The following is a 14,336-nucleotide window of genomic DNA, read 5'->3' as shown; positions in this document are numbered from 1 at the left end:
TAATAAGTATTTTCATCTAATTAGGGTTAAAATTAAGACTCTTAATCATTAGAGTATCCAATGTTTTTATCAGTTTTTCTTGTATGTATGTTACTTGGCATTGTAGTTGGCTTTTTAGCTGGCTTATTGGGTATTGGTGGCGGTTTAGTTATTGTCCCCGTGCTTATTATGCTTTTACCTACATTAGGTATACACACTGATATTGTTATGCCTATCGCCTTGGCATCATCTCTTGCCTCTATCGTCGTAACATCTAGCAGCGCCGCATTTACTCATCATAAGTTAGGTAATATACCTTGGAAGATGACGAAAAAATTAATGGTTTTTGTCGCTGTTGGTGCTGTAGTAGGGGCAAATCTTGCTGACTTATTACCTAAAGAAGCCCTTACGGCTATTTTTGCTACTTTTGTTATTTCGTTAGCAACTTACATGTTGTTTTCAATACGCCAAACTGTACATAGAGAATTACCTTCAGATTATGTGTTAAAGGGCGTGGCTGGCGGAACTGGCATTATTGCTAGTTTGATGGGGATCAGTGGTGGCGCAGTTCTCATTCCGTTTTTAACCTATTGCGGCGTTAATTTATTACATGCCATTGGTGTTTCTACTGCATGCGGCATGATTGTCTCGCTTTTTGGCACAATGGCGTTTATGATTGCTGGTCTTGATAATCCAAACCTTCCAGAATGGAGTTTAGGATATATATACTGGCCGGCAGTATTGGGTATTGCCTCATCGTCAACAATTTTGGCAAGGTATGGGGTAAAACTTGCTAATAAACTGCCGGTTAAAACAATAAAAAAAGTCTTTGCTGCTTTCTTAATTTTAGTAGCATTAAAAATGATGATTTAACACTGGATCGTTTATGACCCTAGCTGCAATTCAATTTCCGATTATTGACCCTATTATATTTTCAATCGGACCAATCGCCCTTCGTTGGTATGGCTTCATGTATTTAATTGGCTTTATTTTAGCAATGGTTATTGCTAATAAAGCAGCTGATAAAAGCAATGGCCTTTGGACTCGAGACCAGGTAAGTGACTTACTCTTTTATGGCTTCTTAGGGGTCATTTTAGGTGGCCGAATTGGCTATGTATTATTTTATAATTTTGATTATTTCCTTAGCGATCCTATTTATCTCTTTAAAATATGGACCGGCGGTATGTCCTTCCATGGCGGCTTGCTTGGCGTAATAACAGCTATTGCATTTTTTGCTCGCAAAGAAAATAAAAGCTTTTTACAGGTAGGGGATTTTGTTGCACCACTAGTACCACTTGGTTTAGGTGCCGGCCGCATAGGTAATTTTATCAACGCTGAATTATGGGGCCGTCAAACTGATGTGCCATGGGCAATGGTATTTCCAACTGATAGGCTTGGCTTAGCTCGTCACCCTTCACAGTTATACGAGTTCTTTCTAGAAGGCTTAGTATTATTTTTAATTATTTATTTTGTCGGTAAAAAGACCAAAGCGGCAGGCGTTGCCAGTGGTTTGTTTTTAGCCGGATACGGCTTGTTTAGAATGATAATTGAATTTTTCCGCGAGCCAGATGCGCATTTAGGTTTTTACTTCAGTTTTATTTCAATGGGACAGATGCTCTCATTACCAATGGTTTTAATTGGTGTAGTTATGATTGTTTGGGGACTAAACCATAATCAACCTATTGTGAACAACAAGAGCCAGAATAAAAAGAGCAAAGCAAAATGAAACAATATTTAGATTTATGCCAACGTATTATTGACGAAGGCTCATGGGTAAGTAACGACCGAACCGGTAAACGTTGTTTAACACTGATTAACGCCGACTTAGAATATCAAGTGGGCAAGAATGAATTTCCCATTATAACAACTCGTAAAAGCTTCTATAAAGCCGCTATTGCAGAATTGTTAGGGTACATCAGAGGATTTGATAATGCTGCTGATTTTAGAGCATTAGGCACGCCAACATGGAATGCCAATGCCAATGAAAACCAAGCCTGGTTAAATAACCCGCATCGTAAAGGTGAGGATGATATGGGCCGAGTTTACGGTGTTCAAGGAAGAGCTTGGGCAAAACCTGATGGCGGCTCGATAGATCAACTTAAAAAGGTTGTTGATAACCTAAGTAAAGGTATTGATGACAGAGGTGAGATCATCAGCTTTTATAACCCCGGTGAATTTCATATGGGGTGTCTACGCCCGTGTATGTTCCAGCATCAATTTTCACTTCTTGATGGCACGCTATATTTAAATAGTTATCAACGTAGTTGTGATGTGCCGTTAGGCCTTAACTTTAATCAAATTCAAGTATTCGCATTCTTAGCCATTATGGCGCAAATTACTGGTCAAAAAGCTGGTGTTGCCTACCATAAAATTGTTAATGCCCACATTTACGAAGACCAATTAGATCTAATGGAAAACGTGCAATTAAAGCGTGAGCCATTAGCTTCACCACAGCTTAAAATTAACCCTAAAATCAAATCATTAGAGGATTTGGAAACTTGGGTTACTATGGATGATTTTGAGGTGATAGGGTACGAGCATCACGACCCCATTCAATACCCATTCTCAGTTTAGCCTTTACGAAAAACTAAATAATTAGGGGCAGTTCTAAATTAAATTTAATTTTGAACTGCCCTTAATTATACTTATTTAACGCGCGAATAAATTCACGCCAACCAATAGCCTATAGTCCGGTTGGTCCGATTTTAATCAGACGTTAGAAACAAAAAAACCGGCAAAAGCCGGTTTTTAAAACGTAAAATTTAAGTTCTAATTAAAGAGCTTTAATTTTAGCATTTAAGCGACTCTTAACACGAGCAGCTTTGTTTGCGTGTATTAAACCTTTACTTGCGTAACGATCTAAAATTGGAGAAGCAATAGCAAACTCTTTAGTTGCAGCTTCTTTGTTACCAGCTTCAATAGCAGCGATAACTTTTTTCAAGTAAGTGCGCATCATTGAACGACGACTTGCATTGTGTTGGCGACGCTTCTCTGATTGGACAGCGCGCTTCTTAGCAGACTTTGAGTTAGCCAAGGTGGACTCCTAAAAATAAAATAATATAGCCATAATTTAAGGCGACGAAATATGCCTTTTTTTCCGGTTGATGTCAAACTATTTATCGAATTATTACTCAATAACTAATTATTTAACAAAAAATGCGGTTTGTAGAGGGCATTCAAAGAAGAAGATGATAACATTATTAATAGCTGAGGGCTAAGGTTCTCAGCATTTATTTACTAAAAACTAATAAAAATAACAATGGAGTATCATTTTTGAGTAAGAAACTGCTTAAATCAGGACTTATCGTCAGTTTTATGACGCTAATTTCTCGAGTTTTAGGTCTTGTTCGTGATGTGGTTATTGCAGATAAAATTGGCACCGGGGTTGGCGCGGATGTATTTTTCTTTGCCAATAAAATCCCCAACTTTCTCCGTCGTCTTTTTGCTGAAGGTGCATTTGCACAAGCTTTTGTACCTGTGCTTAGTGAGTATCAAGAACGGGATGAAAAAAATGGTACTAATGAAACTCGTGAATTAATTTCTAAAGTAAGTGGCACTTTAGGAGTATTGGTTTCAATTGTTACATTCATTGGCATGATAGCATCACCGGTGTTCGTTGCCTTATTCGGATTTGGTTGGTTTTTAGATTGGCTTGTTGATGGCCCGAACAGTGAAAAGTTTGATTTAGCCTCATCATTGCTTACTATTACGTTCCCTTATCTTTGGTTTATTAGTTTTACCGCACTTGCTGGTGCGATACTAAATACATTAGGAAAATTTGCCGCAGCAGCATTTACTCCGGTACTACTTAATGTTTGTATTATTGGCGCGGCAATATATTTATCGCCTGCTTTTGAACAGCCCGCTTTTGCTCTAGCTTGGGGAGTGTTTTTAGGTGGTTTAACCCAGTTTTTGTTTCAAATCCCTTTTCTGATCAAAGCCGGAGTGTTAGTTAAGCCTACATGGGGATGGAGCCATGGCGGCGTAAAAAAAATCCGCAAGTTAATTGTGCCGGCATTATTTGGCGTATCTGTCACACAAATCAATTTATTACTTGATACCTTAATTGCCAGTTTTTTAATTACAGGTTCGATTAGCTGGTTATATTACGCGGATAGATTATTAGAGTTTCCGCTCGGCTTGTTTGGCATTGGTATTGCTACGGTTATTTTACCTAGTTTGGCAAGACTGCATGCCAAGCAAAATCCACAAGAGTTTTCATCGACAATCGACTGGGCTCTTAAGGTTGTAAGTTTATTAGGTTGGCCTGCTATGGCTGGGTTGATGGTGTTAGCGCAGCCGATAATTATGGTGCTGTTCATGCGCGGTGAGTTTACCGAGCACGATGTAATGCAAGTATCATTTGCGCTTTATGCGTATTTAAGTGGTCTATTAAGCTTCATGTTTATTAAAGTATTAGCTCCAGGTTATTACGCCCGCCAGGACACTAAAACCCCCGTTGTTATAGGCATCAAAGCTATGGCGGCAAATATGCTGTTCAACTTAATGTTGGCACCAATATTTGGTTATGTAGGTCTAGCAATTGCTACTGCACTGTCTGCGACTTTGAATGGATTTCTACTTTATCAAGGGTTAAGTCGCAAGGGTATTTATCATATTGATAAAAACACTTTGTCGGTAATATTGCGACTAATTTTTTCAGCGTTAGTTATGGCAAGCACCATTTATTATTTATCGCCGAGTTTTGATATCTGGCTTACTTTAACATTCAGTGCGCAAGTATTAAAATTAGTTTATTTAATTGCGACTGGTGCGATAACTTACTTTATTTGTGGTGCTATTGTGGGAATAAGGCTGAAACACTTCACCAGCAAAACCTCTTAAGCATAATGTAAATAATTAATTGAATAGGGAGGAGCTCCCCTAAAAATTTAGCTTTTTTACGCTCGCGCCAACAAAAATTAATAAATATCGGTTAAATCTGCACAATCTTTGGCTAAAGTGCTGATTATTAATTCACTTTAAATACCCACGGGTATATACCCGTGCAACCACAGATGCATGTTTCAGAGTGGCTGAGCAATTTCAATTCAAGGCGCAGCTATACAGTAATGGTGATCCCTTACAAATTGCTGCAACGATGAAGTGGGATTGCTCAGACACTCCGTTCCGGTGGGTTTAAAAGTAATTTATGCCGCGTTATTAACTTTAACAATGGAATAACCATTCTTTAAATTTAATGCCTTGCCTAAATTGCTTTTAACTCCCACTGAAATCTTGCACTCTGAGGTCGTACGGGTATATAATTCGTCAGTTTTTCAATATGCAAAATAAACTCTTTTTTGAGCAACGGGCTAATACAATAGATGCAACTAGTTAGAGGTATACACAATATTCGTGATGCGCATAATGGTTGTGTATTAACAATTGGTAATTTTGATGGTGTTCATCTTGGGCATCAAAGAGTCGTTAAAGCCTTAGTAGAAAAAGCGCAGCAGCTTAATTTGATCCCAGCGGTATTAGTGTTTGAGCCGCAGCCGCAAGAGCTGTTTAATCCGCAAATGGCGCCAGCAAGGCTGAGTCGTTTACGTGACAAATATATTTTGCTGAAAAAATTAGGCGTACAGCGTCTTATTTGTGTCAATTTTAACCATGAATTTGCTAGTCAAAGTGCCGAGCAGTTTATTGAAGATTTATTAGTAGATAAATTAGGTGTTAAGCACTTAATTATTGGCGATGATTTTCGCTTTGGTAAAAACCGCTTAGGCAATTTTTCCATGCTCAAATCTGCCGGTGAAACGTTTGGATTTGATGTTACTGACACTAAAAGTTATAAAATGTCGCAATGTCGAATTTCAAGTACTGAAATTCGCAAAGCACTCCAGCAAGATGAATTACATGACGCCGAGTTAATGCTTGGCAGAGAGTACAGTATTATCGGCCGTGTAGTTCATGGCGATAAACAGGGTAGAAACTTAGGGTTCCCTACTGCAAATGTATTATTAAAACGCTGCGTATCACCGGTAGCCGGTGTATATGTAGTTAAAGCAAACGCTTTAGGTAAAAGTGTTTATGGCGTTGCCAATATTGGCTCCCGGCCTACGGTTAATGGCATAAGACAGCAACTTGAAGTACATATTTTCGATTTTAACAATGATTTGTATGGTCAACAAATTGAAGTGGCATTATTAAAAAAATTACGCGCCGAACAGCGCTTTGCCTCTTTAGATGAGTTAACTGCGCAAATAGCCAAAGATAGTGAACAAGCTCGCAACTATATTGCTAGCCTGAATAAGTAATACTAACGGATAAAGATTTTAATGAGTGATTATAAACATACTTTAAATTTACCAGATACTGCGTTTCCAATGCGTGGTGGTTTACCGCAACGTGAACCAAAAATGCTAAAAGAATGGGCCGAAAAAGATTTATACGGTCAAATTCGAGCGGCGAAGAAAGGCAAAAAATCATTCATTCTGCATGATGGACCTCCTTATGCAAATGGCAATATTCATTTAGGTCATGCAGTAAATAAAATTCTAAAAGACGTAATTGTTAAAGCCAAAACGCTATCTGACTTTAATTCACCATACGTTCCTGGTTGGGACTGTCATGGTTTACCAATTGAATTGGTTGTAGAAAAAAAATGGGGCAAACCTGGCAAAAAGCTTAATTCCGCAGAGTTTCGTCAAAAGTGTCGTGAATATGCATTAAAGCAAGTTGACGGGCAACGTGAAGACTTTAAACGTTTAGGTGTGTTTGGTGATTGGGATAATCCTTATTTAACTATGGATTTTAAAACTGAAGCTAATATCATTCGTGCTTTAGGCAAAATCACTGAAAACGGTCATTTGCATCAAGGCTTCAAACCTGTGCATTGGTGTACAGATTGTGGTTCAGCACTCGCTGAAGCCGAAGTTGAATACCAAGATAAATTTTCTCCAGCTATCGATGTTAAGTTTACTGCACAAGACTCTGTTGCTGATTTATTCTCACACCCTGAAGGGCATAAGGGTGAAGGTCAAATTTCAATTGTTATTTGGACTACTACTCCTTGGACGTTACCAGCGAACCGCGCGGTATCGGTTCACCCAGAATTACAATACACACTTGTACAAGTTGAAGGTGAGCAAGGGCCACAACGTTTGATCTTAGGATCAGATTTAGTTGCTGATTGTATGGACAGGTTTGGTATCGATAAATACCATGCGCTAGGTTTCTGTGACGGTAGTGCATTAGAGAGTGTTCAAGTAAATCACCCATTCTATGATTTCACCGTACCGGTTATTCTAGGTGACCATGTTACTACTGATTCTGGTACTGGTTGTGTACATACGGCCCCTGGGCATGGTGTAGACGATTTTAATGTCGGCCGTACTTACAACTTAGAAGTTGCCAACCCTGTTGGTGCCAATGGTGTGTACTTACCTGATACGCCATTACTGGCTGGCCAGCACGTATTTAAAGCGAACGACAGCGTTGTAGAAATATTAAAAGAACACGGCTCTTTAATGCATCACCATGCTTACGAGCATTCTTATCCGCATTGTTGGAGACACAAAACGCCAATTATTTTCCGTGCTACGCCGCAGTGGTTTATCAGTATGGATCAAAAAGGCTTGCGTGAAGAGTCGTTAAAAGAAATCGAACAAACTAAATGGATCCCTGATTGGGGCCAAAGCCGTATTGAAAAAATGGTTGAAGGTCGTCCAGACTGGTGTATTTCACGTCAACGTACTTGGGGTGTTCCAATTGCATTATTTGTGCATAAAGACACCGGCGCCTTACATCCAAATGCTATTGAGCTGCTAGAGCAAGTTGCTGTAAAAGTTGAAGAACAAGGTATTCAAGCTTGGTTCGATTTAGATGCACAAGAATTAATTGGCGACGACGCTCAAGAGTACGTAAAAGTTTCTGATACTCTAGATGTATGGTTCGACTCTGGTGTGTCGCATTACTCAGTAGTTGATGCTCGTGATGAGTTTGATGCAGCTGCCGATTTATATCTAGAAGGTAGCGATCAACATCGTGGTTGGTTTATGTCGTCAATGATGTCATCAGTTGCGATGAATGGTAAAGCGCCATACAAAGAAGTCTTAACCCATGGCTTTACCGTTGATGTAAACGGCCACAAAATGTCTAAGTCTTTAGGCAACGTAGTAATGCCAAAAGAAATCACCAACAAACTTGGTGCTGATATTTTACGTTTATGGGTAGCTTCGGTTAACTACACCCAAGAAATTACTGTGTCGGATGAGATCTTTAAGCGTCAAGCCGATGCATATCGTCGTATTCGAAACACATCTCGCTTCTTATTAGCTAATATCAATGGTTTTGAACCTGCTAAGCATTCAGTTGCTTTAGAAAATATGGTGGCGTTAGACCGCTGGGTTGTAGGTAAAGCGGCCGATTTACAAGAAGAAATCATTGCCGCTTACGACAAGTACGAGTTTAGCACTGTAGTAAGTAAAATCATGAATTTCTGTACTAATGAACTAGGTGGTTTCTATTTAGATATTATTAAAGACAGGCAATACACAGCAAAAACCGATGGTTTAGCTCGTCGTTCATGTCAAACCGCGTTATACCTTATTGCTGAAGCTATGGTTCGCTGGATGGCGCCTATCTTGTCGTTTACTGCACAAGAGATTTGGTCTGCCTTACCAGGCGAACGAGATGAGTTCGTATTTACTGGTGTTTGGTTTGAAGGATTAACTAAACTTGCTGAAGATGCGCCTTTAAATAACGATTTCTGGTCGAGTTTATTAGATGTTCGTACTGAAGTGAACAAGGCATTAGAACAAGCCCGTCGTGACGATATTGTTGGTGCAACATTACAAGCGGACGTTACCTTATTTGCTACGCAAGACTTAGCTGATAAGTTGTTAAGTGTTGGCGAAGAATTACGTTTTGCCCTAATTACCTCTGCTGCCAATGTGGTGGTTGTTACTGAACAGCCAGAAGGCAGTGTAGCAACAGAAGTGAACGGCTTATGGTTAGCCATTTCCGCTTCTACTGGTACTAAATGTGAACGTTGTTGGCATTACACTCTTGATGTTGGTCAGAATGACACTCACAGTGATTTGTGTGGCCGTTGTATTACCAATATTGATGGTGCAGGCGAAGCTCGTCAGTTTGCTTAATATTAAGAAATTTGCTGCGCGATTTTCCTTGGCCTTTAGTTGGCAGGTGAATATTGCACAGTTATTTAAGGTTTTATAGTTGTATGTCTGCAAAAAAATTATTTAACAATACTGGCTTGCGTTGGTTATGGTTAGCAATAGTAATGTTAATTATCGATCAAGTAACCAAACAGTCTGTTGTGGCGTTAATGGATTACCGTGAATCTATCGCTGTAATGCCTTATTTCAATCTAACCTATGTTCACAACCCTGGCGCTGCATTTAGCTTTTTAGCTGATCAAGGCGGCTGGCAGCGTTGGTTCTTTACTGCTATTGCAGGCGTAGTAAGTATACTTCTTGTTATTTGGATGGCAAAAACACCCAAACAAGACAAACTTATCGCCATCTCATTTGCCTTGATTTTAAGCGGCGCAGTAGGGAACTTGATTGATCGGATGATGTTCGGTTATGTTATCGATTTTCTAGATTTTTATGTGGGCAATAAACATTGGCCTGCTTTTAATATCGCTGACTCTGCCATATTTGTCGGAGCTGGTTTAATGATATTAGATGCCTTTCGCGATAGTAAAAACGGTGAAAAGCAAAGTAACAAAAAAATTGAATCTGAAACTCAAGACTCTGGAGTAAAGTAGTATGTCTAACGAGACAAGAAATATGAAAACAATTGTAGAAGATTCGAGCATCTTAATGCATATCACAATGAAACTTTCTGACGGCTCAGCTGCAGATAGTACCAAAGTTAACAATAAGCCTGCTAAAGTTAATATGGGAGATCAAAGTTTATCTCCCGCTTTTGAGCAGCAATTGTTAGGGCTAAATCAGGGCGACTCGAAAGAGTTTACCTTAGAAGCTAAAGATGCATTTGGTGATGTAAATCCTGAAAATATTCACTACTTAGATCGTCAAAAATTTAATAGTGATACACCCGCAGAAGTTGGCAGTATTGTCACTTTTACTCAACCAGGTGGCGAAATACCAGGCATCATTCGTGAAGTAAATGATTTATCTGTAACAGTAGATTTTAATCATCCTTTAGCGGGTCAAGCGATCACGTTTGCCGTTGATGTTGTAGACATTTTATAAAATTTTAAGAAAGAACTGATGGAAATTATATTAGCAAACCCTCGCGGCTTTTGTGCTGGCGTTGACCGAGCAATTAGTATTGTAGATAGAGCGCTTGATTTATTTGATGCGCCTATTTATGTACGCCATGAAGTTGTGCATAACAAATTTGTCGTCGATGGTTTGAAAAATCGTGGCGCAGTATTTGTTGAATCACTTAATGAAGTGCCTGATGATATGACCGTTATATTTTCTGCTCATGGCGTTTCTAAAGCTGTTCGTCAAAATGCTAAAGACAGGGGCTTAAAAGTGTTTGATGCAACTTGCCCATTGGTTACCAAAGTTCATATGGAAGTAACCCGTGCTTCTCGTAAAAACCATGAGTGTATTTTAATCGGCCATGCAGGACATCCTGAAGTCGAAGGTACTATGGGCCAATACGAATCTGAGGTAGGCGGTATTTATTTGGTCGAGTCGGTAGAAGATGTAGCACATTTAGAAGTAAAAAATTCTGATGTTTTATTTTATTGTTCTCAAACAACTCTATCAGTAGATGATACATCTGAAGTGGTTGACGCCCTTCGAGCAAAATTTCCTAATATTGCCGGTCCGCGCAAAGATGATATTTGTTATGCAACACAAAACCGCCAAGACGCTGTGCGCTCTATGGCTGGAAAAGCTGATTTGCTATTAGTGGTTGGCGCAAAAAACAGTTCAAATTCGAATCGTTTACGTGAGTTATCTGAAAAGTTGGGTACAACCTCATACCTAATCGATGGTGCAGATGATATTGAGTCAACTTGGTTAGACGATATTGCAAAAGTAGGTGTAACTGCAGGTGCGTCAGCACCAGAAGTACTTGTTGCTCAAGTTGTCGAAAAGCTTAAAACTCTAGGCGGTAAAGTGGTTATAGAAAACCCTGGCCGTGAAGAGACTACTGTTTTTGCCGTACCTGCCGAACTTAGATAGTAAATATGTGAACTAAAACAGTAAATGAAACCTGCGAAAGCAGGTTTTTTGTTTATAGGCTAACTATACTTTATTAGTAATATCAAGTTGATTAAGTAACACTTTCAGGCAGGAGGCCACTATGAAAGCTTTAAACAAGGACGTATCTGGATTTTCTCTTATCGAACTTATGGTCACAATTGCGATCATGTCATCACTAGTCACTATTGGCATGCCAAGTTACCATGACTTAATAATGCGTTATCATGTAAAAACGGAAGTCGACAAATGGTTACTGGCTTTAAATCATGCCAGACAAGCAGCAATAACCTCCGGTAATATTATTACCCTTTGCCCAAGCAGTAATGGTTTTAGCTGTGGAAAAAATTGGCATGATGGTGCCATACTTTTCATCGATAATAATCGTGATCATCAAAAAGATGATAATGAAGTGATATTAAAAGTTGTCGAGCAATCTAAAAATCAGCAAGTACTCACATGGCGTGCATTCCAAAACAGAAATTATATTCAATTTCAACAAAACGGGTTTACTTGGAATCAAAATGGCACGCTGAGGATCTGCTCTGCTGATCCTACGTTAAAATATAATAGAGCACTGATTGTTACACGTTCAGGGCGTATTCGACCGTCATCAGATAGTGATAATAATGGCATTCATGAAGATGCTGCAGGCGATAATATAAGCTGCTAGTTATATGGATTAATAGTCTTAGTTCTAAAAATTAAACAATGAATAAGACTGCTTACCAGCAAGTAGCATTTTCAATCGCTTGATTATTCATTGCGTTACGCTCGGATAAATTATTAAGGGTAAAGCTTAAGCAGTCTTTATCATTCGCCTGGTTATTAATTGCCTTTGCCGTTAATACAAAGCTGTCTTTGCCATCATCGGTATACGTTTTTATTTCAACTGTTAACTGATAAAACCCTGCACTAGTTAATAAAGATTGATGATTTAAACCTGTTGCTGAGCTTATATCGCTAGAATAACGTAGATGTTGGTTATAATACCTTTCTTGAGCAACGGCCAATTTCATTAATGTTTCGCGGGCGTCAATTCTTCTTGCTTTAAGCACATAACTTTTAAAACTGGTAAAAGCAATGCTGCTTAAAATGCCAATTATGGTTAACGTGATGATGAGCTCAAGTAACGTGAAACCAAAGCCTCGCGGTTGTTTATGTGTCATTACATATCCTTATAAAATGCTTACACAACTGGAATTGCGATAAATCGTTGTAGTTGATACTCAGCACTTGGGGGAAATTGGCTATAAATAAGAATTTTAAATAAGTGATGGTCTAGTCCAAGATCAGGCTGAGTGAGTTTGGTTTGAATACCCAAGTAAATCACCACAAATTTACTATTGTTGTCACTGGCGATAAAGTTATTGGTATCTTGCCAATTAATATCAGTAATAAATATCGCTGCATCACTGCCAAAATAACCTTTATCATTAACGGTCAATTCAGTATTAGCCGCGAGTAAATTTTTGATGTAATTTTTAGCATCTACTAACACTTGTTCGCTATTATTTTTAATGAGTAACTGGCTTTTGCTAAGGTTTACCATTTTGCTTTGCGTTAGGGCATTTTTAAATAATGTTGTAGCAATTAACGTTACCAGCAATACCATAAGCAAATTTGTTGCTAGAACTAACCCTTGGTATTTATGGTATGAATTAATATGTGTTTTCATTAATAATTCCTTTTATTAATGTGTGCTCTATCTAACGCTAGTATTATCTAATGATAATTAAACGTATATTGATATTGCTGCCGATAAAAATGATCATTCACTTGATAGCTAACATCGCCAAGTTGGTATGTTTTATTATTTAAATGTTTGGCGTCAGGGCAATCGCTTCTGACCAATAAATCTACTTTTACACTGTGTATATTTTGCCAATTCAATACTTGATCAGAATTTAAGTACTTGTCGGGTTTACCATCTACATTTTCATCGACTAAAAACTGAGTTTGTAATTGTTCTACACCGGCTAATAGCTCTTCTTTTTGAGGTCGACCATTTACTAAGTTTTGCCAAAACAGAGCAGGGATCATTTCGCCTTTGCATGTACGGCCGCTATCACCGACAAAAAAACTATGCGCAATCATTATCTGGCTTAATGGTGAAGGTAAATCATTATTTATTGCTAGACCTCTATCTGTACCAATGAATAGCCTATGCTGACTGCCTAAGCTCCTGATATAAATTTGCTCATTATCAAAACTAGAAAATGCTGCAGTACTGGCATAACGAACGGTTAATATATCACCTTGAAGGTAGTTGTCATTGTTCACGCATGCATAAGTATCAGCAGAGTTATTTAATGCAAAAATAGCTTGCTGTATTTGTCGTCCCCAAGAGGAACCACCTTCTAAACAGTTGCTGTTGTTAATGTCGGTTAATCCGGCACTGCCTGAAAAGTGGGCAAACGCCAATGCATTTGCCCAGTATCGGCTTTGCTTAATGTCCTGTTCGAGTAATGCAAAAGTAAACCGTGCTGTTTCTTGCATTCGTGAGCTGTTCTTAATCGTGATAAAACTCTTATTCATAGTAATTAAGCTTTGCATACCCATTGTTAATAAGAATAAACCTAAGGTTAGAGATATCATAACTTCTACGAGGGTAAATCCACGGCATTTAAGTAAACGATAAATGTTCACCGCTTATCTGATTGTACGGGTTAATGTAGTACATTCTAAATCGTTGCTGCTTAGCTGTGGACAATTTAAACCCGTAGAGCCGTTGCGGCTTTGATCCCAGCGAACAATGATCTTTGCCTTATTTGAACTGATCACAACTTCAGCTTGACCTGATGGTAATGATTTTGAAACGTTATTTTGCCATAACTTAAGATCATACATGGCAAGCTCTGCACCTGAACAGGTACTTGCCCGGCAGTTAATTGGTGATGTAATTTGTTGAGCAGAAGAAAGTTGATAACTGTTTAACGCACTTGGGTTGGCCGCTATAATTTCGCTCATTTGTTGGGTAAAGTTAGCTGCTTTATTGGCATAACTGGCACTTTGTACTTCTACCATGGCATTAAGTTGCAGTTTTGCCAGCCCCAACATGCCAAACGAAATAATAATCATAGTGATTAAAACTTCCATCAATGAAAAACCATTGCTATAGGCTTTAGGTACAACAGGCATAGAATATTTAGAGAAAGAAAAATTTGTTACGGCAGAGCTTGTCGAGGTAGTCATTTAATCACA

The 14,336-nt window shown here is 38.6% G+C and carries 15 protein-coding genes and 1 pseudogene; 10 read left to right on the top strand and 6 right to left on the bottom strand.

The window, feature by feature from the left end; genetic code table 11:
• Positions 1-60 precede the first annotated feature (60 nt).
• From RI844_RS08150 to RI844_RS08140, 3 genes are read left to right on the top strand one after another with little or no spacing between them, the layout of a single operon-like run.
• Positions 61-852, top strand: a complete 792-nt coding sequence (locus RI844_RS08150; RefSeq protein ID WP_348397949.1) for a sulfite exporter TauE/SafE family protein — start codon at positions 61-63, stop codon at positions 850-852.
• 13 nt (positions 853-865) lie between these two features.
• A complete protein-coding gene (gene lgt / locus RI844_RS08145) occupies positions 866-1,705 on the top strand; it encodes a prolipoprotein diacylglyceryl transferase (protein ID WP_348397948.1) in 840 nt (279 codons plus the stop codon).
• A complete protein-coding gene (locus RI844_RS08140) occupies positions 1,702-2,553 on the top strand; it encodes a thymidylate synthase (RefSeq protein ID WP_348397947.1) in 852 nt (283 codons plus the stop codon). The genes lgt and RI844_RS08140 overlap by 4 nt, the downstream gene beginning before the upstream one ends.
• A 199-nt stretch (positions 2,554-2,752) precedes the next feature.
• Here the strand turns inward: RI844_RS08140 and rpsT are convergent, their stop codons facing one another.
• Positions 2,753-3,013, bottom strand: a complete 261-nt coding sequence (gene rpsT, locus RI844_RS08135; RefSeq protein WP_348397946.1) for a 30S ribosomal protein S20 — start codon at positions 3,011-3,013, stop codon at positions 2,753-2,755.
• Between the two features lie 239 nt (positions 3,014-3,252).
• Between rpsT and murJ the strand changes: the two genes are divergently transcribed.
• The 7 genes from murJ to RI844_RS08100 all read left to right on the top strand — a co-directional run bounded on the left by murJ (position 3,253) and on the right by RI844_RS08100 (position 11,805).
• The gene (gene murJ / locus RI844_RS08130) at positions 3,253-4,824 is read left to right on the top strand and encodes a murein biosynthesis integral membrane protein MurJ (protein ID WP_348397945.1); all 1,572 of its coding nucleotides are present in this window, start codon (positions 3,253-3,255) and stop codon (positions 4,822-4,824) included.
• 482 nt (positions 4,825-5,306) lie between these two features.
• A complete protein-coding gene (gene ribF, locus RI844_RS08125) occupies positions 5,307-6,239 on the top strand; it encodes a bifunctional riboflavin kinase/FAD synthetase (protein WP_348397944.1) in 933 nt (310 codons plus the stop codon).
• A gap of 21 nt (positions 6,240-6,260) precedes the next feature.
• A complete protein-coding gene (gene ileS / locus RI844_RS08120; protein ID WP_348397943.1) occupies positions 6,261-9,083 on the top strand; it encodes an isoleucine--tRNA ligase in 2,823 nt (940 codons plus the stop codon).
• Between the two features lie 83 nt (positions 9,084-9,166).
• Entirely contained in the window at positions 9,167-9,715 is a 549-nt protein-coding gene (lspA, locus tag RI844_RS08115; protein ID WP_348397942.1) for a signal peptidase II, read from the top strand.
• Positions 9,716-9,737: 22 nt separating this feature from the next.
• Positions 9,738-10,166, top strand: coding sequence for an FKBP-type peptidyl-prolyl cis-trans isomerase (fkpB, locus tag RI844_RS08110; RefSeq protein WP_348397941.1), 429 nt, complete (start codon positions 9,738-9,740; stop codon positions 10,164-10,166).
• A gap of 18 nt (positions 10,167-10,184) precedes the next feature.
• Complete coding sequence (ispH, locus tag RI844_RS08105; RefSeq protein ID WP_348397940.1) at positions 10,185-11,114, top strand: 4-hydroxy-3-methylbut-2-enyl diphosphate reductase; 930 nt, start codon at positions 10,185-10,187, stop codon at positions 11,112-11,114.
• A gap of 121 nt (positions 11,115-11,235) precedes the next feature.
• Entirely contained in the window at positions 11,236-11,805 is a 570-nt protein-coding gene (locus tag RI844_RS08100) for a GspH/FimT family pseudopilin (RefSeq protein WP_348397939.1), read from the top strand.
• Positions 11,806-11,857: 52 nt separating this feature from the next.
• Here the strand turns inward: RI844_RS08100 and RI844_RS08095 are convergent, their stop codons facing one another.
• The 5 genes and pseudogenes from RI844_RS08095 to pilV all read right to left on the bottom strand — a co-directional run bounded on the left by RI844_RS08095 (position 11,858) and on the right by pilV (position 14,327).
• Positions 11,858-12,301 carry a type IV pilin protein gene (locus RI844_RS08095; RefSeq protein ID WP_348397938.1) on the bottom strand — a complete coding sequence of 148 codons (444 nt, stop codon included), beginning with the start codon at positions 12,299-12,301 and terminating at the stop codon, positions 11,858-11,860.
• A gap of 20 nt (positions 12,302-12,321) precedes the next feature.
• Positions 12,322-12,810 (bottom strand): pilus assembly PilX family protein, encoded by a 489-nt coding sequence (locus tag RI844_RS08090; RefSeq protein WP_348397937.1) that lies wholly within the window; start codon positions 12,808-12,810, stop codon positions 12,322-12,324.
• A gap of 47 nt (positions 12,811-12,857) precedes the next feature.
• Positions 12,858-13,631, bottom strand: a complete 774-nt coding sequence (locus tag RI844_RS08085; protein WP_348397936.1) for a PilW family protein — start codon at positions 13,629-13,631, stop codon at positions 12,858-12,860.
• A gap of 63 nt (positions 13,632-13,694) precedes the next feature.
• Positions 13,695-13,781: pseudogene (locus RI844_RS20270) on the bottom strand (prepilin-type N-terminal cleavage/methylation domain-containing protein); the annotation flags it as partial.
• 3 nt (positions 13,782-13,784) lie between these two features.
• Positions 13,785-14,327 carry a type IV pilus modification protein PilV gene (gene pilV / locus RI844_RS08080; protein ID WP_348397935.1) on the bottom strand — a complete coding sequence of 181 codons (543 nt, stop codon included), beginning with the start codon at positions 14,325-14,327 and terminating at the stop codon, positions 13,785-13,787.
• Between the last annotated feature and the right edge of the window lie 9 nt (positions 14,328-14,336).

It is taken from the genome of Thalassotalea fonticola, from assembly GCF_032911225.1.
Classification (GTDB): domain Bacteria; phylum Pseudomonadota; class Gammaproteobacteria; order Enterobacterales; family Alteromonadaceae; genus Thalassotalea_A; species Thalassotalea_A fonticola.
This window is presented reverse-complemented; position numbering and strand designations above follow the sequence as displayed.

Bases quoted from the DNA above. Each gene is read 5' to 3' on its own strand.
- RI844_RS08150 (WP_348397949.1), top strand. From the start codon at position 61: ATGTTTTTATCAGTTTTTCTTGTATGTATGTTACTTGGCATTGTAGTT.
- lgt (WP_348397948.1), top strand. From the start codon at position 866: ATGACCCTAGCTGCAATTCAATTTCCGATTATTGACCCTATTATATTT.
- RI844_RS08140 (WP_348397947.1), top strand. From the start codon at position 1,702: ATGAAACAATATTTAGATTTATGCCAACGTATTATTGACGAAGGCTCA.
- ribF (WP_348397944.1), top strand. From the start codon at position 5,307: ATGCAACTAGTTAGAGGTATACACAATATTCGTGATGCGCATAATGGT.
- ileS (WP_348397943.1), top strand. From the start codon at position 6,261: ATGAGTGATTATAAACATACTTTAAATTTACCAGATACTGCGTTTCCA.
- lspA (WP_348397942.1), top strand. From the start codon at position 9,167: ATGTCTGCAAAAAAATTATTTAACAATACTGGCTTGCGTTGGTTATGG.
- fkpB (WP_348397941.1), top strand. From the start codon at position 9,738: ATGAAAACAATTGTAGAAGATTCGAGCATCTTAATGCATATCACAATG.
- ispH (WP_348397940.1), top strand. From the start codon at position 10,185: ATGGAAATTATATTAGCAAACCCTCGCGGCTTTTGTGCTGGCGTTGAC.
- RI844_RS08100 (WP_348397939.1), top strand. From the start codon at position 11,236: ATGAAAGCTTTAAACAAGGACGTATCTGGATTTTCTCTTATCGAACTT.
- RI844_RS08095 (WP_348397938.1), bottom strand. From the start codon at position 12,301: ATGACACATAAACAACCGCGAGGCTTTGGTTTCACGTTACTTGAGCTC.
- RI844_RS08090 (WP_348397937.1), bottom strand. From the start codon at position 12,810: ATGAAAACACATATTAATTCATACCATAAATACCAAGGGTTAGTTCTA.
- RI844_RS08085 (WP_348397936.1), bottom strand. From the start codon at position 13,631: ATGCAAGAAACAGCACGGTTTACTTTTGCATTACTCGAACAGGACATT.
- pilV (WP_348397935.1), bottom strand. From the start codon at position 14,327: ATGACTACCTCGACAAGCTCTGCCGTAACAAATTTTTCTTTCTCTAAA.